The sequence below is a fragment of the Tritonibacter sp. SIMBA_163 genome, from assembly GCF_046535935.1.
Classification (GTDB): Bacteria; Pseudomonadota; Alphaproteobacteria; order Rhodobacterales; family Rhodobacteraceae; genus Epibacterium; species Epibacterium scottomollicae.
On the sequence record NZ_JAWJBP010000010.1, the window covers coordinates 65,720 to 88,311 of the forward strand.

At 63.3% G+C, this 22,592-nt stretch carries 20 protein-coding genes; 12 read left to right on the top strand and 8 right to left on the bottom strand.

What is annotated here, in order from left to right; translation table 11 throughout:
* Window positions 1-10 precede the first annotated feature (10 nt).
* The gene (locus R0J92_RS14770; protein ID WP_411052197.1) at window positions 11-592 is read left to right on the top strand and encodes a DUF1285 domain-containing protein; all 582 of its coding nucleotides are present in this window, start codon (window positions 11-13) and stop codon (window positions 590-592) included.
* Window positions 593-859: 267 nt separating this feature from the next.
* Window positions 860-1,627 (top strand): hydroxypyruvate isomerase family protein, encoded by a 768-nt coding sequence (locus R0J92_RS14775; protein WP_411052198.1) that lies wholly within the window; start codon window positions 860-862, stop codon window positions 1,625-1,627.
* Between the two features lie 153 nt (window positions 1,628-1,780).
* On the opposite strand, the gene R0J92_RS14780 is transcribed toward R0J92_RS14775, so the two are convergent.
* The 4 genes from R0J92_RS14780 to R0J92_RS14795 all read right to left on the bottom strand — a co-directional run bounded on the left by R0J92_RS14780 (window position 1,781) and on the right by R0J92_RS14795 (window position 5,884).
* Window positions 1,781-2,029 carry a hypothetical protein gene (locus tag R0J92_RS14780; RefSeq protein WP_411052199.1) on the bottom strand — a complete coding sequence of 83 codons (249 nt, stop codon included), beginning with the start codon at window positions 2,027-2,029 and terminating at the stop codon, window positions 1,781-1,783.
* Between the two features lie 106 nt (window positions 2,030-2,135).
* The gene (polA, locus tag R0J92_RS14785; protein ID WP_411052200.1) at window positions 2,136-4,940 is read right to left on the bottom strand and encodes a DNA polymerase I; all 2,805 of its coding nucleotides are present in this window, start codon (window positions 4,938-4,940) and stop codon (window positions 2,136-2,138) included.
* A 233-nt stretch (window positions 4,941-5,173) separates the two neighbouring features.
* Window positions 5,174-5,659 carry a flavodoxin family protein gene (locus tag R0J92_RS14790; RefSeq protein ID WP_411052201.1) on the bottom strand — a complete coding sequence of 162 codons (486 nt, stop codon included), beginning with the start codon at window positions 5,657-5,659 and terminating at the stop codon, window positions 5,174-5,176.
* A gap of 42 nt (window positions 5,660-5,701) precedes the next feature.
* The gene (locus R0J92_RS14795; protein ID WP_106164358.1) at window positions 5,702-5,884 is read right to left on the bottom strand and encodes a zinc-finger domain-containing protein; all 183 of its coding nucleotides are present in this window, start codon (window positions 5,882-5,884) and stop codon (window positions 5,702-5,704) included.
* Between the two features lie 70 nt (window positions 5,885-5,954).
* Between R0J92_RS14795 and R0J92_RS14800 the strand changes: the two genes are divergently transcribed.
* Both R0J92_RS14800 and R0J92_RS14805 read left to right on the top strand, forming a co-directional pair.
* Window positions 5,955-6,884 carry an ABC transporter ATP-binding protein gene (locus tag R0J92_RS14800; protein ID WP_411052202.1) on the top strand — a complete coding sequence of 310 codons (930 nt, stop codon included), beginning with the start codon at window positions 5,955-5,957 and terminating at the stop codon, window positions 6,882-6,884.
* Window positions 6,884-7,351 (top strand): GNAT family N-acetyltransferase, encoded by a 468-nt coding sequence (locus R0J92_RS14805; protein ID WP_411052203.1) that lies wholly within the window; start codon window positions 6,884-6,886, stop codon window positions 7,349-7,351. Before R0J92_RS14800 ends, R0J92_RS14805 begins: the two co-directional genes overlap by 1 nt.
* Before the next feature lie 19 nt (window positions 7,352-7,370).
* On the opposite strand, the gene R0J92_RS14810 is transcribed toward R0J92_RS14805, so the two are convergent.
* On the bottom strand, window positions 7,371-7,832 hold the full coding sequence (locus R0J92_RS14810; protein ID WP_411052204.1) for a DUF1203 domain-containing protein: 462 nt from the start codon (window positions 7,830-7,832) through the stop codon (window positions 7,371-7,373).
* Window positions 7,833-8,160: 328 nt separating this feature from the next.
* On the opposite strand from R0J92_RS14810, the gene gpmI reads away from it, so the two are divergent.
* The 4 genes from gpmI to R0J92_RS14830 all read left to right on the top strand — a co-directional run bounded on the left by gpmI (window position 8,161) and on the right by R0J92_RS14830 (window position 13,414).
* On the top strand, window positions 8,161-9,681 hold the full coding sequence (gene gpmI / locus R0J92_RS14815) for a 2,3-bisphosphoglycerate-independent phosphoglycerate mutase (RefSeq protein WP_411052205.1): 1,521 nt from the start codon (window positions 8,161-8,163) through the stop codon (window positions 9,679-9,681).
* Window positions 9,681-10,829, top strand: a complete 1,149-nt coding sequence (locus tag R0J92_RS14820; RefSeq protein WP_411052239.1) for a murein hydrolase activator EnvC family protein — start codon at window positions 9,681-9,683, stop codon at window positions 10,827-10,829. The genes gpmI and R0J92_RS14820 overlap by 1 nt, the downstream gene beginning before the upstream one ends.
* A 7-nt stretch (window positions 10,830-10,836) precedes the next feature.
* Complete coding sequence (locus tag R0J92_RS14825) at window positions 10,837-12,174, top strand: S41 family peptidase (protein WP_106164352.1); 1,338 nt, start codon at window positions 10,837-10,839, stop codon at window positions 12,172-12,174.
* A gap of 178 nt (window positions 12,175-12,352) precedes the next feature.
* Window positions 12,353-13,414 (top strand): bifunctional transcriptional activator/DNA repair enzyme AdaA, encoded by a 1,062-nt coding sequence (locus R0J92_RS14830; RefSeq protein ID WP_411052240.1) that lies wholly within the window; start codon window positions 12,353-12,355, stop codon window positions 13,412-13,414.
* A 173-nt stretch (window positions 13,415-13,587) separates the two neighbouring features.
* On the opposite strand, the gene R0J92_RS14835 is transcribed toward R0J92_RS14830, so the two are convergent.
* The 3 genes from R0J92_RS14835 to R0J92_RS14845 all read right to left on the bottom strand — a co-directional run bounded on the left by R0J92_RS14835 (window position 13,588) and on the right by R0J92_RS14845 (window position 15,569).
* Entirely contained in the window at window positions 13,588-13,965 is a 378-nt protein-coding gene (locus R0J92_RS14835; protein ID WP_411052206.1) for a hypothetical protein, read from the bottom strand.
* A 22-nt stretch (window positions 13,966-13,987) separates the two neighbouring features.
* Window positions 13,988-14,749: a DUF6478 family protein gene (locus R0J92_RS14840; protein WP_317385015.1), complete on the bottom strand. Its 762-nt coding sequence runs from the start codon at window positions 14,747-14,749 to the stop codon at window positions 13,988-13,990.
* A gap of 133 nt (window positions 14,750-14,882) precedes the next feature.
* Window positions 14,883-15,569, bottom strand: a complete 687-nt coding sequence (locus tag R0J92_RS14845; RefSeq protein ID WP_411052207.1) for a hypothetical protein — start codon at window positions 15,567-15,569, stop codon at window positions 14,883-14,885.
* 453 nt (window positions 15,570-16,022) lie between these two features.
* Between R0J92_RS14845 and R0J92_RS14850 the strand changes: the two genes are divergently transcribed.
* The 4 genes from R0J92_RS14850 (at window position 16,023) to R0J92_RS14865 (ending at window position 22,521) form a co-directional block, all read left to right on the top strand.
* The gene (locus R0J92_RS14850) at window positions 16,023-19,136 is read left to right on the top strand and encodes an ABC transporter transmembrane domain-containing protein (RefSeq protein WP_411052208.1); all 3,114 of its coding nucleotides are present in this window, start codon (window positions 16,023-16,025) and stop codon (window positions 19,134-19,136) included.
* A 51-nt stretch (window positions 19,137-19,187) separates the two neighbouring features.
* Window positions 19,188-20,069 carry a CPBP family intramembrane glutamic endopeptidase gene (locus R0J92_RS14855; protein WP_411052209.1) on the top strand — a complete coding sequence of 294 codons (882 nt, stop codon included), beginning with the start codon at window positions 19,188-19,190 and terminating at the stop codon, window positions 20,067-20,069.
* 62 nt (window positions 20,070-20,131) lie between these two features.
* Window positions 20,132-21,088, top strand: coding sequence for an acetyl-CoA carboxylase, carboxyltransferase subunit beta (accD, locus tag R0J92_RS14860; RefSeq protein WP_106164347.1), 957 nt, complete (start codon window positions 20,132-20,134; stop codon window positions 21,086-21,088).
* 161 nt (window positions 21,089-21,249) lie between these two features.
* Window positions 21,250-22,521 carry a bifunctional folylpolyglutamate synthase/dihydrofolate synthase gene (locus tag R0J92_RS14865; RefSeq protein WP_411052210.1) on the top strand — a complete coding sequence of 424 codons (1,272 nt, stop codon included), beginning with the start codon at window positions 21,250-21,252 and terminating at the stop codon, window positions 22,519-22,521.
* Window positions 22,522-22,592: the final 71 nt, after the last annotated feature.

Consider the following 22,592-nt stretch of genomic DNA (forward strand, 5'->3'; position numbering starts at 1 on the left):
GGCAAAACGAATGAGTGGACAAAAAGTTGTGACCCCCAATGCAGATGCCCTTGAAGCAAGCGCAAAGGCGGCTGGCAAGGGCGGATTGCCGCCGGTGCATCTGTGGAATCCGCCGTTCTGCGGTGATCTGGATATGCGGATTGCGCGCGACGGCAGCTGGTACTACCTCGGCTCCCCGATAAACCGGTTTGAGCTGGTGAAGCTCTTCTCCTCGATTCTGAAGCTGGAGGACGGGAAATACTATCTCGTCACACCGGTGGAAAAGGTCGGCATCACGGTGGATGATGCGCCTTTTGTGGCGGTGGATTTCGATGCCTCGGGACAGGGGGAGGCGCAGGATCTGATCTTCACCACCCATGTGGGGGATCGCGCGACAGCGGGACCCGAAAATCCGATCCGGGTCGAACGTGACCCGCAGACTGACGAACCGGCGCCCTATGTGCACATCCGAAACGGGCTGGAGGCACTGATCGACCGCAAGAGTTTCTACCGGCTGGTGGAGCGTGGCGTTGCGCGCGATGGCTGGTTCGGTCTCTGGTCCGGTGGCGAGTTCTTTCGCATCATGCCTGCGGACGAGCTGGATCTCGCCTGAAAGGGCGCCGCACGATCCTGACGCTTGCACCTGTGTGGGCTGCAGGCTCAGACTTTGGCCCGAGGCGGTGGCGAAGGGACGACATGGTGTGCGACGTGGATCATTAAAATTGCACAAATCGAGGGCATTTCCATCCGTGCTGCGCAAAGGCATATCTTCGCACCGAGAGAGCAGATGCAGTTCAAAGTTAAGTTAAATCGATCTACGCCAGCCGCAGGTCTGTGGTATAGTCAGACGTAGGGGCTGCATGCGCAGCAGGAGGTGAGAATGCCAAGGTTCGCGGCCAATCTATCCATGCTCTTTGCGGAGCTGCCCTATCTGGACCGGTTTGCCGCGGCATCCGCTGCCGGGTTCAAGGCGGTGGAAGTGCTGTTTCCCTATGAGTTTGCAGCGAAAGAAACTCAGAGAGCGCTCCTGGCCAATGGTCTGGAGCTGCTGCTGATCAATGCCCCGCCGCCGAATTATGCGGGCGGTGACCCGGGCTATGCTGCGGTGCCTAAGCTGACGGACCGCTTCCAGCGCGACATCCGTCGGGTGATGCGCTATGCGGATATGCTGAAAGCGCAACGTGTCCACGTGATGGCAGGGCCCGCCAAGGGGGATGCTGCACGGGCGACCTATGTGCAGAACCTGCAGATGGCTGCGGATTCTGCCCCCCATCAGCAGTTCACGATCGAACCGCTGAACAGCGGTGATTTCCCCGGCTATTTTCTGGATGACTATAACCTTGCGGTCGAAATCCTGGATGAGGTGGATCGGGACAACGTCACTCTGCAGTTCGACGCCTATCATGCTCAGCTGATACATGGCGACGCGTTGAAGGTCTGGGAGGTCTTCGGCCACCGCGCCACCCATGTGCAGTTTGCGGCAGCGCCATCGCGTTGCGAGCCGGGGCGCGGCGCGCTGGATTTCGATCAGTTCTTCGCGGCGGTGGATGACAGCGGCTATACCGGGTGGGTCAGTGCGGAATACACCCCAAGTACGCTGCGCACCGAGGACAGCCTGCGCTGGATGCGGACTTTGCAGGCGGCCTGATTACACCTGTTGTCACGCGGCGGGGCGCGATGCGTGATCTGTTACGCAATCCGGGCAGGGGGGCTCCCGCCCGCCATTCAATCATCACAGATGATCTCTGGCCGTTGGGCCCGGCGCCGCTGACGCGGCGCGGAGCCAGGCCGCCAGCTCAGCTTATTGCAGGCAAAGGAACAGGTCGAGATTGCGACCGCGGGCGCGATCCTTCCGGGTGGATGCATGTTCCGCCCGCTTGCCCTGTCCCTGACGACAGACACGCTCCGCTTCGTCAGAGGCCACATTCAAAGCCCAGCGGCGCTTGAACGTCTCGCTGGTGGCGATGGTGACGCTGTCGCCGTTATAGGCCGTGACTTCCGGGTTGATATGATGGGCGCAGGCAGACAGCGCCGCGAGCGCTGCGGTCAATATGATCGGTTTCAAAGGTTTTCATCCAATTGGCTTTGGTCAATGACCGGCGGCCACGTCGGGCGCCCGCCGGAAAGGGCTGTGCCGATGAGGGGCATGAGGCGCTTTAATGCGCCTCTGCCCAGTTCTGGCCGCGACCGGCGTCCACCACCAGTTTCACGTCCATATGCACCGCCGGATCGGCAGCGCCTTCCATGATCTTGCGGGCGACCGAAATGGTCTCATCCACGTGACCTTCTGGAACCTCGAATATCAATTCATCGTGCACCTGCAACAACATGCGGGCCGGCAGATGGGCGATCGCCTCCGGCATCCGAACCATGGCGCGGCGGATCACATCCGCCGCCGTGCCCTGGATCGGCGCGTTGATCGCTGCGCGTTTGGCAAAGCTCGCCCGGGGTCCCTTGGCGGCGATCTCCGGCGTGTGGATCTTGCGCCCAAACAGCGTCTGCACATAGCCGTGCTCCTTGGCGAAATTCACCGTGTCGTCCATATAATGACGAATGCCGGGGAAGCGTTCGAAGTAGCGGTCGATAAAGCCCTGCGCCTCGCCGCGCGGGATGCGCAGGTTGCGCGCCAGGCCAAAGCCCGAAATTCCGTAAATCACCCCGAAGTTGATCGCCTTCGCCTTGCGGCGGATTTCCGAGGTCATCTCGTCCAGCGGCACGTCGAAGATCTCCGAGGCGGTCATGGCGTGAATGTCATGACCGTCGGCAAAGGCCTGTTTCAGCGCGTCGATTTCCGCCACATGGGCGAGGATGCGCAGCTCGATCTGAGAATAGTCGAGCGACAACAGAACGTTGCCTTCATCCGCGACAAAGGCCTCGCGGATGCGCCGACCCTCTTCGCTGCGCACCGGGATGTTCTGCAGGTTCGGATCGGAGGAGGCCATGCGCCCGGTGTTGGCACCGGTCTGCAGGTAGGAGGTGTGCACCCGGCCGGTCTCCGGGTGGATATGTTCCTGCAGCGCGTCGGTGTAGGTCGATTTCAGCTTGGACAACTGCCGCCAGTCCAGCACCCGGGCGGGCAGCTCATGCTCGGTCGCCAGATCCTCAAGAATATCGGCGCCGGTGGAATACTTGCCGTTCTTGCCGCGCTTACCACCCGGTAGGGACATCTTGTCGAACAGGATCTCGCCCAGCTGCGCTGGTGAGCCGACGTTGAAGCTCTCGCCCGACAGCTCGTGGATTTCCGATTCCAAAGCCGCCATCTTCTGCGAAAAGGCGTTCGACATCCGGCTCAGCGTGTCGCGGTCCACCTTGATGCCGTGACGCTCCATCTGTGCCAGCACCGGCACCAGCGGACGTTCCAGCGTCTCGTAGACCGTGGTCACCTGTTGCTGATGTAGCTGTGGCTTGAACTGCTGCCACAGGCGCAGGGTGATATCGGCATCCTCTGCCGCATAGGGCGTGGCCTCGTCGATCGGCACCCGGTCGAAGGTGATCGCGGATTTGCCCGTGCCCAGCAGAGATTTGATCGGGATCGGCTGGTGGTCGAGATAGCGTTCCGACAGCGTGTCCATGCCATGCCCGTGCAGGCCGCCGTGCAGCGCATAGGACAGCAGCATGGTGTCGTCGATCGGCGCCACTGTGATGCCGTTGCGGACGAAGATCTTGGCGTCATACTTCATGTTCTGGCCGATCTTGAGGATCGCTTCATCCTCCAGCACCGGCTTCAGCATCTCCAGCGCCTGCTCCAGCGGCATCTGCCCCTCGGCCAGATTGTCAGAGCCAAACAGATCGTCGGAATTGCCCGCCTTATGGGTCAGCGGCACATAGCAAGCCTGCCCGGGGGTGACACAGAGGCAAATCCCCACCAGATCGGCGATCATCTCGTCAAGGCCGGTGGTTTCGGTGTCCACCGCGACATAGCCATGCTCGCGAATGCGGTCGATCCACTGCTGCAGCGTCTCGGCATCGCGCACTGTGGTATATTCGGCACTGTCAAACCCAGGGGCCTCGGGCAGATCCGCCTGCGCGGCCGGGGCGGCGGTCTCGGGGATCGTCGGTGCCTCCTGGCCCAACTGATCGGCCAGCCGTTTGGTCAGGGTACGGAACTCCATTTCCGACAGGAAGCCCAGTAGCACCTCCGGGTCGGGGTCGCGCACTTCCAGCTCGTCGAGAGTGAAATCCAGCGCCATCTCGCAATCCAGCTGCACCAGCGTTTTCGACATCTCGATCTGTTCGCGCTTGTCGATCAGGGTCTGGCGGCGCTTGGGTTGCTTGATCTCCTCGGCACGGTCCAGCAGTTCCTCAAGGCTGCCGAATTCATTGATCAGCAGCGCGGCGGTCTTGATGCCGATGCCGGGGGCGCCGGGCACGTTGTCGACCGAGTCGCCCGCCAGTGCCTGCACGTCCACCACCCGCTCGGGGCCGACGCCGAATTTCTCGCGCACGCCGTCGCTGTCGATGCGCTTGTTCTTCATCGCGTCGAGCATCTCGACGCCATCGCCCACCAACTGCATCAGATCCTTGTCCGAGGAAATGATGGTGACGCGGCCACCGGCGTCGCGCGCCTGACAGGCCAGCGTGGCGATGATGTCGTCGGCCTCGAAGCCTTCGGTCTCTTTGCAGGCGATGTTGAAGGCGCGGGTGGCCTCGCGCGTGAGCGGGAACTGAGGCACCAGATCCTCGGGCGCGGGCGGGCGGTTGGCCTTGTATTGGTCGTAAAGATCGTTGCGAAAGCTCTTGCCGGAATGGTCGAAGATCACCGCCACATGGGTCGGCGCGTCCGGGCCGGTGTTGCCCTCCACATAGCGCTGCAGCATGTTGCAAAAGCCCGCAACCGCGCCGATCGGCAGCCCGTCGGATTTGCGCGTCAGCGGCGGCAGCGCGTGGTAGGCGCGAAAGATGAAGGCGGAGCCATCGATCAGGTGAAGATGGCAGCCTTTGCCGAATTGCGTTCCGCTCATGACCGTCGCGCTCCTTCTCGGAAAATCGTTCGTGTTCTGTTTCTGGGTTATCAATGATCCGGGGGCCAAGGGCAATTGGAGTTTGGGATTGGAGGGCTGATCGGCAGGTTGCAGAGGACAGTGCCTGACCTTGGGGAGGCGTCACCGTCCGGCCGATAGGTCGGACAGCCCCCGACCCTCCCCCCGGGAGGGGGCTTCACCCCCACCCAGGCTCGGGGGCTGTCCTCAGTGCTTCAAAACATGCCCATCGCGAGACCCGCCGCCATTGCCTGACCCAAGTCGCGGCACATCTGCAAGTCAGCCTCGGGGATCACCTTGTCGGCCAGAATGTCCTCGGGCGTCTGCGCATGGGTGCAGACAATCAACGGATCCTGCACCGCCTTCAGTCGCCAGCCCTGCGCGATCCGTGCCAATTGCCGGGCGGCATTCTCGCCATCCGATCCGGCGCAGATCATTTGCGCATAGGCGCGCCCGTTGAGGCGCCCCAGAACGGGATAATAACAGCGGTCGAAGAATTCCTTCATCGCGCCGGATAGCGCGGCGAGGTTCTCGGGGCCGCAGAACAGATAGCCGTCTGCGGCCAGAAGATGCTCCGGCGTGGTCTCATCGGCGGTCAGCAGATGGGTGGTGATCTCTTCCGCAGCGCCCGCGCGGGCGGCTTCGGCCATTTGGTGACTGCCGCCGGTGCGGGAGTGATAGACAATCAACAGCTCTGCCATGCATCAAAGCCTAACGGCTCATGCCAAGGCGCGAAAGCCGGATCAGGCGATTTTGCCTTCGAAATCCTTGTGGATGAACCTGCAGTCGCAATAGGGGCATTCCACAAATCCAGTGTCCTCGGGGATCTGCAGATAGACTCGTGGATGTCCCAATGCGCCTTCGCTGCCGTCGCAGGCCACTCGCATGCTGTCCACGATTTTGGTTTCCGGCGCTTCAATGGTCATCGCTGGCGGTCCTCTGGCTAATGGGTTAGGAGCTTTATGAGCCATGAAAATACCGGGGGCAAGGGTCGCGATGACTGATGAGGCAATCCGAATTGAAGCTTTGCGCAAAACCTACAAAGGCCAGAAGGGCCAGCCTGAAAAGCACGCGCTGAAGGGCATCGACCTCACGGTGCCGCGCGGATCGGTTTTTGGTCTCTTGGGGCCAAACGGTGCGGGCAAGTCGACGCTGATCAACATCCTCGCCGGGCTGGTGCTGAAGACCTCCGGCAAGGTGACGATCTGGGGCTTCGATCAGGATCAGAACCCCCGTCAGAGCCGGGCCTCGATCGGGGTGATGCCGCAGGAGCTGAACCTCGATCCCTTCTTCACCCCGCGCGGCGCGCTGGAGGTGCAGGCAGGGCTATACGGCGTGCCAAAAGCCGAGCGCGACAGCGACGGAATCCTGAAGTTGATCGGGCTGGAGGACAAGGCTGAGGCCTACGCGCGGACCCTCTCGGGCGGCATGCGGCGCCGGCTGCTGCTGGGCAAGGCGCTGGTGCATCGCCCCAATATTCTGGTGCTGGATGAGCCCACCGCCGGTGTGGATATCGAGCTGCGCCAGATGCTGTGGCAGAATGTCCGTCAGCTCAACGCGCAGGGCATGACCATCATCCTCACCACCCACTATCTCGAGGAAGCGCAGGAGATGTGCGACGAGATCGCCATCATCAACCAGGGCGAAGTGGTGGCGCGGGATTCGACCGCAAACCTGCTGGGACGTCTGGATGCGCGCGCGATGGTGGTGCAGCCCGCAACCCCGGTGACGGAGCTACCGCAGGGCCCGGGCATTGAGGCCGAATTACGCGGCGACGGTGCCCTTGTGCTGCGCTATCACAGCAATGAGACCTCTGCCGAGGCGGTGCTGGAGGCGGTGCGTACAGCGGGAATTTCCATCCGTGATGTAAAGACCGAAGAAGCCGACCTCGAAGATGTCTTCCTCGCGCTGACGAAGTCCCGCTGATGCTGATCCGTCCGTTTGAGCCCCGCGATGCCGCTGACTGGGCGCGCATCTTTCATGCCGCCGTGCATCAGGTCGGCGCGCGTGACTACACCCCCGAACAATGCGCGGCCTGGAGCCCGGAACCGGCCCCGCTCGACCGCGTGCTGGAACGCGGGCAGGACGGTCGTCGGATTTGGGTTGCGGCGGATGCGCGCGACGTGGCGCAGGGCTTTATCGAGTTGGAGGCCGACGGCCACATCGACTGTTTCTACCTCGCGCCCGAGGTGGCCGGAACGGGCATCGGCGCGGACCTCTATGCCTGCCTTGAGGCAGAATCCCGCGCCCTTGGTCTTGCGTCGCTTTATGTGGAGGCCAGCGAGGCGGCGCGGCGCTTCTTCCTGCGGCAGGGGTTTGCCGAGGCAGGGCGCCGTGATTTTGAGCGTCGCGGCGTGGTGATCCACAACTACGCGATGACCAAGACGCTCTAGTGCCCCGACGTCGGGCTGCTCAGCGTTCGATTCTGGCCTGATAGCAGTTGTTGCGGGCGGAGCGTATGTGGATGTAGCGCACATGCGGGTCGGCGAGGATCTCCTCGGCCTGCGCCATCATCCGGTCCTTTTCCACCACCACGCCAGTGCCATAGACGATGCGGTCGTCGTCCGAGTAGCCCTTGATCAGATAGTCGGGCGAGCGGGTGAAGACCTCGGGCATCGCCGCACCCTCGTGCCGGGTGCAGGCCTCGGCACAGAGAAAGATCGGCCCGGTTTCCGCATAGGGCTGCGCTGCGGGAAAGGGGCGGTGGGCGAGGATCAGCATCTCGGCACCTTCCGGGATGTAGCGCAGGCAATGGCGGCAGGGGTTGCCGCCGCCGTTGGACGTGACGCGCTCTGGCAGTTGTCCGTGCGCATCGGGCTGGCCGGATTGATAGGCGCGGACGGTGTTGGTCGACATGGCGATGATATGGGGCATGTGCAGTGGTCCTGTTTTGTTTGGCTGCCCTTTGGATAGTCCTCTCGCTGCCCGCCCAGCGACCCGGATCTTGCGCCTTCGCCGCAGTGGCAAACCTCCCATGCCGGGGGAGGCTCCCGCCCGTGTCACCTGCATTGGACATGCCGGCGCCCCCGTTGGGCCCGGCAGCGCGCCTGGCGGCGCGCTGCGCATCGCGCGCCGTTTGCGATGTGCAAATACCGCAGGGCCCGGTGTCACAAAACTGCCGAGATCGCACTCGCCGGTTTCCCAACCGCGTCACAGGCTGTAGAACCCGGATCAAACCACTGTCGCTGACCGGAGACGAAACATGCCCGCACCCAAACCTGTCGTTCTTTGCATTCTGGATGGCTGGGGCAGCGCTGCGCCGGGACCGGCCAACGCGCCCTATCTGGCAGAGACCCCGACGCTGGATGCGATCATGGCGGACGGCCCGGCTGCCCGCCTCATCACCCATGGTCCCGACGTCGGACTACCCTCCGGCCAGATGGGCAATTCCGAGGTCGGTCACACCAATATCGGCGCGGGCCGGGTGGTGGCGATGGATCTGGGCCAGATCGACCTGGCGATCGAGGATGGGTCGTTCTTTGACAATGACGCGCTGCAGGCCTTCATTGCCAAGTTGAAGGACACCGGTGGCGCGGCGCATCTGATGGGGCTGGTGTCCGATGGCGGCGTGCATGGCCATGTCACCCATATCCTCGCGGCGGTGAAGGCGATCCGCGATGCGGGTGTGCCGGTCTGGCTGCATGCCATGACCGATGGGCGTGATGTGGCACCCAAATCGGCGCTGGGCTATCTGGAGCAGCTTGAGGCCGGACTGGCGGAGGGCGCACGGATCGCCAGCGTCACCGGGCGCTATTTCGCCATGGACCGCGACAACCGCTGGGAGCGGGTGAGCCAGGCCTATGAGGCGATGGTCCACGGCAGAGGCCAGTTCACCGCGCAGACCGCAAAAGCGGCGGTCGAGGATGCCTACGCGCGTGAGGAGTTGGACGAGTTCATCAAGGCCACGGTGGTGGCAGATTTTGACGGCATGCAGGATGGCGACGGGGTCTTTTGCCTCAACTTCCGCGCCGACCGCGCCCGCGAGATCCTGCGCGCCATCGGAGAGCCCGATTTCACCGACTTCGACACCGGGCCGCGCCCCGACCTTGCCGCGCTCTTGGGCATGGTGGAGTATTCCGCCGATCACAACGGCTACATGACCACGGCATATCCGAAAAAGGCCATCGTCAACACGCTGGGCGAATGGGTTGCCAAGCAGGGCAAGACCCAGTTCCGCCTCGCCGAGACTGAGAAATATCCGCATGTGACCTTCTTCCTCAACGGCGGCAAAGAAACTCCCGAGGTGGGCGAGGACCGTGCGATGCCCAAATCGCCCAAGGTGGCGACCTACGATCTGCAGCCGGAAATGTCCGCCCCCGAGGTGACCGAGAAATTCGTGGCGGCGATCAAGGCGGGCTATGATCTCATCGTCACCAATTACGCCAACCCGGACATGGTCGGTCACACCGGTGATCTGGACGCGGCGATCAAGGCCTGCGAGGCGGTGGACAAGGGGCTTGGCGCGGTGGTCACGGCGCTGAAGGCCGCCGGTGGCGCGATGATCGTCACCGCCGACCACGGCAATTGCGAGCTGATGGTGGACCCGGACACCGGCGGCGCCCATACGGCGCATACAACCAACCTTGTTCCTGTTGCTTTGGTAAATGGTCCAGAGGGTGTTGCCTTGCGCAATGGCCGGCTGGCGGACCTGGCGCCGACCCTGCTGGCGCTGATGGGGCTGGAACAGCCCGAGGAAATGACCGGGGAAAGCCTGCTCGCATGATGCGAAATCTCGCGACGACCTTTGCGCTGGGCCTGTGTCTGCTGGCTGGCGTGTCTGCCTCTGCGGCGACCCAGAGCCCCGGCGAGGCTGCCAGCACGGCTGCGGCAGCGTTGGAAGCGGCGGGCAAACGCATGGATGCCGCACAAACCGCGAATGACCGGGTCAAGGCACTGACCGAAACTGTGCGGGCCTATGAGGACGGGCTGCAAGCCATGCGCGAAGGCCTGCGCCGGGTGGCACGGCGTGAAACACAACTGACCACGCAGCTGCGGGCCCGTGATGAGGAGGTGGCCGAGCTGCTGGGCGTCATCACCACCATCGAGACCTCGACGCCGCCGGTTCTGATGCTGCATCCCTCCGGGCCGCTGGGTGCGGCGCGTTCGGCGATGATGCTTGCAGAGGTCACACCGGGGCTGCAGGCGCGTGCCGATGCGTTGCGCAATGACCTGCAAGAGGTGCGTGACCTGCGCCTGCTGCAGCAGAACGCGGCACAGAAGCTCGAAGACGGGCTGCAGGGCGTCCAGGCGGCCCGGGCTGCGCTCTCGACCGCGATCGCTGACCGTCAGGACTTGCCGCAACGGTTCACCGAGGATCCGGTGCAGACCGCAATCCTGATTTCCTCGACCGAGACGCTGACCGGCTTTGCTGATGGGCTTGCACTGATTGCCGAGGCCAATGGGGTCCAAACGTCGGGTTCTGATATTTCCGACCGCCGCGGCGATCTTGCGCTGCCGGTCGAGGGGTTGCTACTGCGTGGATATGGCGACAAGGACGCCGCCGGCGTAGCGAGGGCCGGCATTCTGGTGGCCAGCCGCCCCCGGTCGCTGGTCGTCAGCCCGACGGCCGCGACGATCCGCTACCTCGGTCCGTTGCTTGATCTCGGCAATGTGGTGATTCTGGAACCGCAGCCGGACACGTTGTTCATCCTGTCCGGCCTTGCAGAGGTCTTTGGCGCCGCCGGTCAGGTGATCCCCGAGGGCACGCCGGTCGGTTTGATGGGCGGTGACGCGGTCGCGACAAGCGCGATTTTGTCACTTAGCGGTGAAGGGGGTGGAACTGGCCGGACAGAAACGCTCTATATAGAGGTTAGAATGGAAAACAGTCCCGTGGACCCTGAGACATGGTTCCGGACCGGGCAAGGTGGATAGGCAAGAGATGAAGAAATTTGCGATGGCGGCTCTGGGCGGGACGCTCGCGGGCATTGTGGCAACGACCTATGTGGCAGCACCGCTGCTGGCGCAGGAAAGCAACGAGGCATCCGTCTATGAACAGCTGGACCTGTTTGGCGACATCTTCGAACGCATCCGCGCGCAATATGTCGAGGAAGTAGACGAGACAGAGCTGATCGAGGCGGCCATTGGTGGCATGTTGCAATCGCTTGACCCGCATTCCAGCTATCTCTCGCCCGATGACGCTGACAAGATGCGGGTGCAGACCCGGGGCGAATTTGGTGGTCTCGGCATCGAGGTCACGCAAGCCGACGGCTTCGTCAAGGTGGTCTCGCCAATGGACGGCACGCCCGCCTATGAGGCTGGAATCGAGGCCGGTGATTTCATCACTCATGTGGATGGCGAGAGCCTGCTGGGCCTCGGCCTCGACGAAGCGGTGGAGCTGATGCGCGGCCCGGTCGGGTCCGAGATCATCATCACCGTGGTGCGCGAGGGCGAGGACGAGCCGTTCGATGTCTCCATCATCCGCGACACCATCAAGCTCACTGCTGTGCGTGGACGTACGGAAGGTTCGTCGGTTGTCGTGCGGGTTACCACCTTCAACGAGCAGACCACCCCCAACCTGGAGGCCAATCTCGAAGAGCAAATCGAGGAACTGGGCGGGATGGACAACGTCAACGGCATCGTGCTTGACCTGCGCAACAACCCCGGCGGGTTGCTGACCCAGGCGATCAGCGTGGCCGACAGCTTCCTCGAAAGCGGCGAGATCGTCTCCACCCGTGGCCGTCAGGCGGCGGATGGTGAGCGGTTCAACGCCACTCCGGGCGACCTGATCGACGGCAAGCCGATCGTGGTGCTGATCAACGGCGGCTCTGCCTCGGCCTCCGAAATCGTCGCCGGTGCGCTGCAGGATCACCGCCGCGCCATCGTGGTGGGCACCAAATCCTTCGGCAAAGGCTCGGTCCAGACTGTGATGCCTTTGCGCGGCGATGGTGCCATGCGTTTGACCACGGCGCGCTATTACACGCCGTCCGGTCGGTCCATTCAGGCGCTGGGCGTCAGCCCCGACATCGTTGTTGCGCAACCGCGCAATCGCCCCGAGGCAGAAGAGGAAGAGCCCGCCAGCAGCGCCTTTGGCCCCCGGTCCGAGGCCGACTTGCGCGGACGCCTGAACAACGACAGCCTTTCCGAAGACGAGGTGCGTCAGATCGAGGCGGATCGCGAGAAAGCGGAGAAAGCAGCCGAACTGCGCGAGGAAGACTATCAGATGGCCTATGCCATCGACATCCTCAAGGGGCTGTCGGCACTGGGCCCGAAGCAGTAACATCTTCTGCTCGCAGGAGTTTCATCAAAGGCCGCCCTCACCGGGCGGCCTTTTTCATTGCTCACAACAATGTTCTGATCGTTGATCCACAGAGCACAGGCGATTTCGGGGTGTTTTCCATATAGACGCCCGAATTTCGGCGGCATGGACCGCGCGTGCGCGCTAAGGTTTGGGCATGATGATGTTTGATCTGCCTGATTCCGAAACCCTCTATGCTGCGCTGCTGGCCCGCGATGCGGCCTATGACGGGCGTGCCTATGTGGGCGTTTCTTCTACCGGGATCTTTTGTCGCCTGACCTGTCCGGCGCGAAAACCCAAGTTTGAGAATTGCCAGTTCTTTGCCACGCCAGGTGCCTGTATCGAGGCCGGGTTCCGGGCCTGCAAACGCTGTCATCCTCTTAGCGCTGCTGCAGGGAATGACCCGATGGTGCGCCGCCTGCTGGATGCATTGGAGGCCCGACCCAGTTACCGCTGGCGTGAGGAGGATCTCATGGCGCTGGGGGTGGATGCGTCCACCGCGCGCCGCGCCTTCAAGCGACAGTTCGGCATGACATTTCTGGAAATGGCCCGTCAGCGCCGGTTGCGCGAGGGCTTCACCGCGCTCAGCGCCGGTGAGCCGGTGATCGCGGCGCAGATGGATGCGGGCTTTGACAGTCCCAGCGCCTTTCGTGCCGCCTTTGCCCGGCTTGTCGGTGTGGCCCCCGGAGTTTTTCGCAAGGATGCACAATTGCTGGCGGATTGGATCGACACGCCCCTCGGTGCGATGGTGGCCGTGGCCTGTCGGCACAAGCTGCACCTTCTGGAGTTCGCTGATCGCAAGGCGCTGCCGCGAGAAGTGGCCAAACTGCAGAAACGCCAGCCCGGAGGTCTGGGCTTTGGTCGCCCTGAGGTGATCGATCAGGCTGCGGCAGAGCTGACAGAGTATTACGCGGGCCGGGCGGCACGGTTTGACACCCCATTGGCCTATCATGGCACCGCCTTTGAGGCTGAGGTCTGGCGTGCCCTGCGTGACATTCCGGCTGGAGAGACCCGCAGCTACGGTCAGTTGGCCAAAGGTCTGGGGCGCCCCGGTTCCAGCCGCGCCGTGGCCCGGGCCAATGGTGCAAACCAGATCGCCGTGATGATTCCCTGCCACAGGGTGCTGGGGGCAGATGGCACGCTCACCGGCTATGGCGGAGGTCTGTGGCGTAAACAACGCCTGATCGAGATCGAGCGGGATTTGAGTGCCACCTCGGCGTAAGGAAGACCTGATGGGGATTCTGGTGAGGTGTTTCCGACCGGATCGGTCGGACTCGCGCGCGCCGGGCCGATGGCCCGGCGCGCGCCCCACGGCGGACGCGCAAGCGGGCGCAATATCTCTTGCGCCACAGATTTTCCCAGTGGTGCCGTGTCACTCCCATACCGGAGGGCGTATCAGATGGTATCCCGGCAATGCCGTCGAAAGGCGCGCTTCAGCATGTCCAGTTCGGCGCGCAGCAACTCCACCTCGGCGCGCAGATCATCGGCCAGGGGCTCACCGGCGACCAGGGCGAAATCACCAAGTTTCACATCCGCTTCCGTGTCATAGATCAGGAAGCTTTGAACTCCATCGCCCACCGCCTCGCTTGGGATCGGGACGGACAGGCGCCAGCTTCCGGGGGCGTCCCCTTCGGTCAGCGTCACGTCTTCGACTTCCCGGTCCAGAAACCGAACCGAAATCTGCGGTCGGGCGCCGGAGGTGGGCGCATTGTCGATCTGTCCTTCCCAGAGGCCGGAACGGAAGCGGATTTTGCGAAGGGTCAGGGCGCTCATGAGGGGTCTCCTGCCACTGGGATCAGAGGTTGGCCCGGCGGAACCGGGCAAAAGTCACGTCGCGCAGCACCACCTGGTTCATGTCGGGCGCTTCAAAGATCAGATCCACCCAGGCTTTCTCGATCCGCTTTTCGTTCAACCGCGAATAGGCCAGATCATATTCCACCGAGACCGCCGTCTCGCCATGCGGAAGCTCCCGCACCAGCTGTTCGGTATTGGGACCGTGCTTGATGTTCAGGCGGGCAAAAATCTCGACAGGCTGTTCGCTCTCGACAATGCAGTCCAGGCGCACCAGATGCTGGCGGGTCAGGCCGATGGTCGCCTCCGCGGGCAGATCGATGACCAATGACAGAAACGAGCCATCGAATTTGAACACATCCATCCGCAGGCCAAACGGGGCCAGATCTTCTTCGCGGGTGTTGCGCAGCTGGCGCAGGGTCAGTTCTGAAATGGTGCAATCATGGAACAGCTTCACCTCGTGGCCGAGCGGCGTCTTGCTGGGCGCCGAGGACACGCCCGCAAGCGGCAACGGGCCGCGCCAAAGCTCCGGGCGCCAGGACCAGTCGGTACCGTGCGGACGGGCGAAATAGGACGATCCGATTCGCGGCAACGCAAGCTGGCCATCGGCGATATGGATCAGCTGGTCGAGGCGGGCACGCAGCTTGCGGGCCTCATTGCGCTGTTGCCGCAGGCGGGCAAGACCCGCATCCGGGGCTTTGCGCACGGCGGCTTGCCAGCGGCGAAATGTGCTGGCGTTCAGCACCTGTTCAAGAAATCTGCCCATTCTTCCCCCGCAGACCGCGCTGTCGCGTGCTTTACCAGAGCGTGCTGCTCTGGATTTCGTCTACATATTAACGGATTAGCACAAGGGAACAACACGGCGACACAGAGTTTCTCTCTCCTGTGGCGCTGTGATGTCACGCGCCCGGAGTGCGCGGCGTGGACCTGCGGGTGGCCAGCGCCGTCGCGGGCACGGCGGAGTGCGGTCCTGCCGCGGCAAGCTCCGCAGCATCGGTGGAGGCGGGCGGAGCCGAGGTCTCCGCCAGATGTGTTGCATTGCGGGTCGCGCGAACAAACTCGCGGATCAGGCGGGCGCCGGATTCACCCAGATAGCCGCTGCCGTCCGGCGCATAGAGCGCAATCGAAACGAGATGCCCATGCACCACAAACGCACCGCGCCAATGGGTGCCGCTGGCCCCCTCTGCGGAATGCCCGGTCAGGTGCAGCTTCACCAGCGGAACACCTCCGTCGTTGCGGGTTTCCAGAACCCTCGCGGTGGAGCGGGAGGTGGCAAACGCCGACCGTAGCGCATCGGCAGAGGGAGGCGGTGTGTTTTCGGCCACCGCGCCCACGGTGGCGGTCAGCATTGCACCATCGCCCGTCCTGAAACGCCCAAACGTGCCAAGCCGCTCGCAGCGGGCGAGCAGTGCAAAGCCGCCGCTGCCGGTGTGCTGTTCCATCTGGGCGTCAAAACAGAAACCGGACGGGGCGGCGAGGATCAGTTGCCCATCGCCAAAGACCGCCGTCAGTGCACGCCCGCGCCCATTGCCGGAATGAGGAATATCCTGACCCGGAGGGGCAAAGGCCAGACGGTTGCCTTCCATGCATCCCGCCAACACGAGCGGCAGCACGAGCAAGAGCAGACATCGGCGCAGATCCACTCGCCCGCCTGCACGATCTAACAGGCCGGCAAAGACCTCTGTCCGGCGCCGACCGAGGGCGCAATGAATGGCTGTGGTCCGTGCCCGTAATCCGGTCAATGTCTGCCCCTGCACCCAGATTCTGCGTGACCCCGGCACCGGGGCACACCCTTATTTTCATACCCAGTTTGTTTAAACGGAGCCTTGAATCGGAACAAGTGCTAACGGAGAGTGAACACGCGTGACTTGAATTGCGGCAACAACACGCTTACCTGACGCGCCTTCGCGGGATGCGGTGACGTATCAGGCGCTCTTTGACAGATTTTCGGAGCGCGTTTGTCTGCGACAGACGGTATCGCTCTTGTTTTCAACCCGCCATGGGCTTCACGGCGGTCCGACGGACAGAAAGGACACGGCGTGGAGCCGAGCCTGTTTTCCTTCATCTGGCGCCATTCGAAACGCCAGCAGCTTGGTCTTCTGCTTCTGACCCTGCTCACGTTTCCGTTCCTGTATATCACGCTGGAACTGCCCAAACGTATTGTCAACGACGCCATCGGTTCGCCCAGCGAATGGGTGGATCTCTGGGGCTGGCGGCTGACGTCCGAGGACTACCTTCTGGTGCTCTGCTTTGCCTTTCTCGGGGCAGTGCTGGCCAGCGGCATGATGAAGATGCGGCTCAACACGCTGAAGGGGATCCTCTCCGAACGCCTGCTGCGGCGGCTGCGCTATCAGATGATTGCCCGCATGATGCGGTTTCCATCGGGGCATTTTCATACCACCAGCCAGGGCGAGATGGTGTCGATGATCACCTCCGAGTCCGAGCCGATGGGCGGCTTGATGGGGGATGCGGTGGCGCAGCCGGTGTTCCAGGCCGGGCAGATGCTGACCATCGTGACGTTTCTCTTTGTCCAGAGCGTTTGGTTTGGCCTGGCTTCGGTGGCGCTGATCCCGCTGCAGGCCTGGCTGATTCCAATGCTGCAGCGCCAGATCAACCTTCTCAACAAGGATCGTATCGCCGAGGTGCGCGCGCTATCGGCCGAGATCGGCGAGACGGCGGCAGGGCTGAGCGATCTGCGCAGCAATGGCGGCTGGCGCTACCGGCTGGCGCAGGTCTCCAACCGTCTGGGCCGCCTGTTCGAGATCCGCCGCCGCATCTACATGAAGAAGTTCTTCATGAAGTTCCTCAACAACCTGATCGGCCATCTGACGCCGTTCTTTTTCTATTCGGTCGGCGGCGTTCTGGCGATCCGGGGCGAGATTACCGTGGGCGCACTGGTGGCGGCACTGGCGGCTTACAAGGACCTGTCGGCCCCTTGGAAGGAGCTGCTGACCTATTACAATCAGGTGCAGGACATGTCGCTGCGCTGGCAGATCATGGCGGAGAAATTCGCCCCTCCCGGCATGATTGATGAAAAGCTGTTTGAAGGTGAGCCCCGGGAAGTGCCGCATCTGCGCGGAGAGATCGAGCTGCGCGACGTCACCGTGAAGGACGCCGAGGGCAAGCCGATCCTCGACGGGCTCAGCCTGACCATTCCGGCGGGCGCGCAGGTCGCAATCCAAAGCAGCTCAACCGCCGAACGTCAGGCGCTGGCGCAGGTGTTGACCCGTGAGGTGCTGCCAAGCCGTGGCGAGGTTATCGTGGCAGGCCGTCCGCTGGCAGAGCTGCACCAGGGGGTGATCGCAAGCCGCATAGGCTATGCGTTCAACGCGCCCTACCTGTTTGACGGCTCGCTCGGCGACAACGTGTTGATGCCGCTGCGCAGCCGTCCACGCGCAACCGGCCCCGAACTGCAATTGCTGCAGCGGGCGGAATCCCTGCGCGCGGGCAACAGCCCGGATCCCCTGAACGCCGATTGGGTGAACCCGGATCTGGCCGGGCTGGGGTCCGAGGATGGCCTGCGCGACTGGTGGTTCCAGCTGGTCGAGGCCATGGGCATCGACGGGCAGCTCTTCCATCGCACCCTGCACGCCCGGCTGCAGGACCGCCACCGCGCGCTCGAAGCGCAGATCACCGCACTGCGCCCCCGGATCGAGGCGCGCCTGCAGGAAAAAGGCCTGCGCGATGTGGTCTATCGCTTCCTGCCTGATCACTACAATCCGGCGCTGTCGCTGGCGGAGAACATGATGTTCGCCTTTCCGGTGCAGCCGGTCCCGGCCAAACTGTTCACAAACCCGGATGGCCCCTTTCAGCGCGTGTTGCGCGCCGAGGGGTTGGAGGCGCAGACCCGTGACATCAGTCTGGCGCTTCTCGACACCTTGCAGCGCACCTTCGGTCGCGGCGACACCTCGCATCCGCTGTTCCGTCGCCTCGGCCTTGACGAGGATCTTTATGCCCGCATTACCAAGGCCGCGGAGCGCCATCTGGCGGCGCAGGAGCTCAACCGCGAGGATCGCGCGCTGTTGTGTACCCTGCCATTCCTGCTCACCGAAGAGCAGATCGGCCCCGGCCTGCCGCGCGCGTACAAGACCCATATCCTGCGCATACGCGAGAACCGCAGCGATCTGCTGTTGAGTGAATGCAGCGGCGTCTATCGGCGCCTGCGGTCGGAAGAATACGCCCGCAAGCTGACGGTGCTGGAAAACGCTCTGTTTGGCCGTATCTCGGCGCATGCGGGCGCGCGGGCGCAGGCGGTCGAGGATGCCGTGGCGGATGTAATGGCCGACCATGACCTGAAAGCGCGGCTGGCATTGATGATCTACGACCTGCCCACCGGCCTCGGCGGAGCGCTGCTGGAGCCTGTGTTCCGTGAACGTGCCGCCTTTACCCGCGCCGCGATCAAACGCCCGGACATCCTGATTTTGGACCATGTGCTGGCCAGCCACGACTCTGACAGCCGACTGAAAACCCGGACCCGACTGCAGGCGCTGCTGCCCAAGACCACCATGATCCACTTTGAGGATCATTTTGAAAACCCATCGCGCTATGATCTCTATCTGGAGCTGAAGGACGGGCGCGTCGACGGGCAGGAGGGGGCGGCAACGCCGGTCTGGACCGACACGGACGACACTGGCGGTGATTTCGACCGCAAACTTGCGGTCATCAGCGAGATTGATCTGTTTGCGCGGCTCGACGCGCGGCATCGCCGGCTGCTGGCCTTCTCCGCATCCTGGGTGAATGTTCCAACCGGGGCCGCAGTCTTTCGCGCGGGCGAAGAGGGCGATGCGGTCTATCTCTGCCTGTCCGGTCAGGCATCGCTGCGCTTTCCCGAGGATGGAAGCCATCTGGACATGATCGGTCCGGGGCGGTTGATCGGCGACCTGGCGGTGATCACCGGTGACCCCAGGCAACTGGATCTTTTGGCCGCAGAAGATTGTGTTTTCCTGCGCATCGGGTCACAGGAATATCGTACCGTGATCGAAAGCGACATTTCGGTGGCCCTGCAATTGCTGAAGACCGTGTCGGGCCACTTGTCCAGCGCGGCAGAGGCCCTGCAGGAGGCGCGCTCAGGTCGTATGCCTGCGGCCCCCTCCGCACTGGCGACCTCGGCGGATGACGGGACAGCCACAGCCTCGGTGGCACCAGATCATTGATGCTGATGGTCGCCTGCGCCAATACATGATGACCAAAGAAGGCCCGCCGACATGAGCTACCACCCGCATGAGACCCTGCTGCAGGAGGCGCGCGCCAAATCGGAACTCTGGCGCTTTGCCCTCGGTGTGGTCTTGGTGATCGTCGTCTGGTTTGCCCTCAGCCTGTTGTCGGACGTGTTCCTGCTGCCCGTTTTGCTTGCGGCGACCGGCCAAGCCGATTTCATCACCGGCACCAATCCGGCCGGAATGGCGATGCTGCTCGGCAGTTTCATCTACGCGATTGTCGCTGTCGGGCTGGTGGTGCAGGGGCTGCATCACCGCAGCCTCGGGTCGGTGATCGGTCCGAAGCACCGCGCCATCTGGCAGGGAACGCGCGTGTTGCGCATCCTCGCGGTGCTTGTGGCCGTGCTGATCATCCTGCCCCCCTACAGCATGGGCGCGCCGTTGGGTCGAAATCTCGACCTTGCGCGCTGGCTGATGTGGCTTCCGCTTTCGCTCGCACTGGTGCTGATTCAGGTCAGCGCAGAGGAAATCCTGTTTCGCGGGTATCTTCAGCAAGGTCTCGCGGCCCGGTTCAAAAGCCCGCTGGTGTGGATGGTCTTGCCCTCGGCACTGTTCGGCATGGGACACTACATGCCAGCCGAGGCGGGAGAAAATGCTTGGCTGATCGTGGCGGGCTCGACCCTTTATGGTGTGTTGATGGCGGATCTGACGGCGCGGTCCGGCAGCCTTGGCCCCGCGATCGCAGTGCATTTCGTCAACAATGTCTGGTCGCTTCTGGTAATTGCCTCTCCGTCCAGTCTTCACGGGCTGGCGCTCTACCTGCATCCCTTTGCCATGGACGACATTGCCGCCCTGCGCCCCTGGCTGCTGGTGGATCTGCTGGTGATCCTCGTGTCATGGCTTGCGGCACGGGTTGCGATCAGGGCCTGATTGCAATTGACTGAAAGTCACCTTATCTGGGGACGCAACGCCAATCAGGCAGAGGCCATTTGATGAACTGGATCACCAACTACGTCCGTCCCAGGATCAACTCGATCTTTTCGCGCCGCGAAGTGCCCGAGAACCTGTGGAAGAAATGCGACGACTGCGGCACCATGCTGTTTCACCGCGAGTTGAGCGACAATCAGAACGTCTGCACCAACTGCGGGCACCACATGCATATCACGCCGCGGGATCGCTTTGACGCGCTGTTTGATGGCGGCATCTTCGCAGAGGTCAAGGTGCCGGAACCCGTGGTGGATCCGCTGAAGTTCCGCGATCAGAAACGCTATCCTGATCGGTTGCGCACTGCACAGCGGACCACTGGCGAAAAGGAAGCGATGCTGGTCGCCACTGGCGAGATTGGCCGCACCCCGATCGTGGCCGCGGCGCAGGATTTCTCCTTCATGGCGGGCTCCATGGGCATGTATGTTGGCAACGCCATCATCGCCGCCGCCGAAGAGGCTGTGAAGCTGCACCGCCCGCTGGTTCTGTTCTCCGCCGCCGGTGGCGCCCGCATGCAGGAGGGCATCCTGTCCCTGATGCAGATGCCGCGCACCACAGTTGCGATCGAGATGCTGAAAGAGGCGGGCCTGCCCTATATCGTCGTGCTGACCCATCCGACCACCGGTGGCGTCACCGCGTCCTACGCGATGCTGGGCGATGTGCATATTTCCGAACCCAACGCACTGATCTGCTTTGCCGGTCCCCGCGTGATTGAACAGACCATCCGTGAAAAGCTGCCTGACGGGTTCCAGCGCGCGGAATACCTGCTGGATCACGGCATGCTGGACCGCGTGACTCCGCGCACCGCGATGCGCGGCGAGCTGGTCACCATCATCCGGATGTTGATGGGGCTGCCGCCGCAAGTGCACGGGGACCTGCCCGCGCCGGATCCGGAGCCGGAACAGATTTCGGTCGAAAAAGACGAAAAAGCGCCCGCAGAGGACGCATCGGGCGAAGACAAATAAGCCTGCGTCCCTTCATTGTAAGTCTTGCCTGACCGAAGGTCGGGCAGCGCCCGTCCCGCCCTCAACCGGGACGGGAGCTTCGCTTCCACCCCGACGGGACGGGCGCTGCCCTCATCGCATGTGGCACCGCCTGGCTCCGTGATCAGACCGGATCACGCCAGATGACTGACCAGAATTCCGACGCCATCCTCGCCCGCATGATGGCGCTGCATCCCAAGATCATCGACCTGACGCTCGACCGGGTCTGGCGCCTGCTGGCGGCGCTGGAGAACCCGCAGGACAAGCTGCCCCCTGTGGTCCATATCGCCGGCACCAATGGCAAGGGCTCCACCCAGGCGATGATCCGCGCCGGGCTTGAGGGCTGGGGTAAATCCGTGCACGCCTATACCTCGCCGCATTTGGCGCGCTTTCACGAACGCATTTGTTTGGCGGGCGATCTGATCTCCGAGGATCACCTGACGCAGGTGCTGGACGAGTGCTACAGCGCCAATGGCGACGAGACGATCACCTATTTCGAGATCACCACCGTGGCGGGGCTGCTGGCGTTTTCGCGGAGCTCTGCGGATTACACCCTGCTGGAGGTTGGCCTTGGCGGGCGGCTCGACGCCACCAATGTCATCACGCCCGAAGTCTCGGTGATTACGCCGATTTCCATCGACCATGAACAATTCCTTGGCAACACGCTGGCCAAGATCGCAGGCGAGAAGGCGGGCATCATCAAGCGCGGCGTGCCGGTGGTGGTCGGCCCGCAACCCGACGAGGCGATGGAGGTCATCGAAGACACCGCCCTGCGCCTAGGCGCGCCGGTGATTGCCTATGGTCAGCACTGGCATGTCCATGAGGAACGTGGCCGTCTGGTCTATCAGGACGAGCGCGGTCTGCTGGATCTGCCACTGCCCGCATTGATGGGCGCGCATCAAGTGCAGAACGCCGGGGCAGCGCTGGCAGTGCTGCGTTACCTCGGCGCGGATGAGGCCGCCTGCGAGGCTGCGATGACCGGCGCCGAATGGCCCGCCCGCATGCAACGCCTCAAAACCGGCCGGCTGGTCGAGGCCGCAGGCGCGGCAGAGCTATGGCTCGATGGCGGTCACAACGCCGCCGCCGGGATTGCGCTCGCCGATGTGCTGGCCAAGCTGCCCAAACGTCCGACGCATCTGATCTGCGGCATGCTCAACACCAAGGATGTGACCGGCTATATGCGCCCCCTTGCAGCCCAGGCCGACAGTCTGACCGCAGTGTCGATCCCCGGCGAAGCGGCGACGCTCAGCGCGGCAGACACGGCGGCTGCGGCGGCCTCCGTCGGGCTTGCAGCGCAGGAGGCCGAGAGCGTTACGGCGGCGCTGGACGCGATCCTGGCCCGCGATCCCGATTGCCGGGTGCTGATCTGCGGCTCGCTCTACCTCGCGGGCAATATCCTGCGCGAAAACGGCTAAAACCCACCGCGCCTTCATCTTTTCGGAAATACCTCGGGGGAGGCCCAAAGGGCCGGGGGCAGCGCCCCCAG

Coding starts and splice junctions, on each gene's coding strand:
- polA (WP_411052200.1), bottom strand. CDS start 4,940: ATGAGCGGAACGCAATTCGGCAAAGGCTGCCATCTTCACCTGATCGAT.
- R0J92_RS14865 (WP_411052210.1), top strand. CDS start 21,250: ATGACTGACCAGAATTCCGACGCCATCCTCGCCCGCATGATGGCGCTG.
- R0J92_RS14855 (WP_411052209.1), top strand. CDS start 19,188: ATGAGCTACCACCCGCATGAGACCCTGCTGCAGGAGGCGCGCGCCAAA.
- R0J92_RS14835 (WP_411052206.1), bottom strand. CDS start 13,965: ATGAGCGCCCTGACCCTTCGCAAAATCCGCTTCCGTTCCGGCCTCTGG.
- R0J92_RS14845 (WP_411052207.1), bottom strand. CDS start 15,569: ATGGAAGGCAACCGTCTGGCCTTTGCCCCTCCGGGTCAGGATATTCCT.
- R0J92_RS14840 (WP_317385015.1), bottom strand. CDS start 14,749: ATGGGCAGATTTCTTGAACAGGTGCTGAACGCCAGCACATTTCGCCGC.
- gpmI (WP_411052205.1), top strand. CDS start 8,161: ATGCCCGCACCCAAACCTGTCGTTCTTTGCATTCTGGATGGCTGGGGC.
- R0J92_RS14790 (WP_411052201.1), bottom strand. CDS start 5,659: ATGGCAGAGCTGTTGATTGTCTATCACTCCCGCACCGGCGGCAGTCAC.
- R0J92_RS14810 (WP_411052204.1), bottom strand. CDS start 7,832: ATGCCCCATATCATCGCCATGTCGACCAACACCGTCCGCGCCTATCAA.
- R0J92_RS14805 (WP_411052203.1), top strand. CDS start 6,884: ATGCTGATCCGTCCGTTTGAGCCCCGCGATGCCGCTGACTGGGCGCGC.
- accD (WP_106164347.1), top strand. CDS start 20,132: ATGAACTGGATCACCAACTACGTCCGTCCCAGGATCAACTCGATCTTT.
- R0J92_RS14795 (WP_106164358.1), bottom strand. CDS start 5,884: ATGACCATTGAAGCGCCGGAAACCAAAATCGTGGACAGCATGCGAGTG.
- R0J92_RS14825 (WP_106164352.1), top strand. CDS start 10,837: ATGAAGAAATTTGCGATGGCGGCTCTGGGCGGGACGCTCGCGGGCATT.
- R0J92_RS14770 (WP_411052197.1), top strand. CDS start 11: ATGAGTGGACAAAAAGTTGTGACCCCCAATGCAGATGCCCTTGAAGCA.
- R0J92_RS14830 (WP_411052240.1), top strand. CDS start 12,353: ATGATGTTTGATCTGCCTGATTCCGAAACCCTCTATGCTGCGCTGCTG.
- R0J92_RS14800 (WP_411052202.1), top strand. CDS start 5,955: ATGACTGATGAGGCAATCCGAATTGAAGCTTTGCGCAAAACCTACAAA.
- R0J92_RS14820 (WP_411052239.1), top strand. CDS start 9,681: ATGCGAAATCTCGCGACGACCTTTGCGCTGGGCCTGTGTCTGCTGGCT.
- R0J92_RS14775 (WP_411052198.1), top strand. CDS start 860: ATGCCAAGGTTCGCGGCCAATCTATCCATGCTCTTTGCGGAGCTGCCC.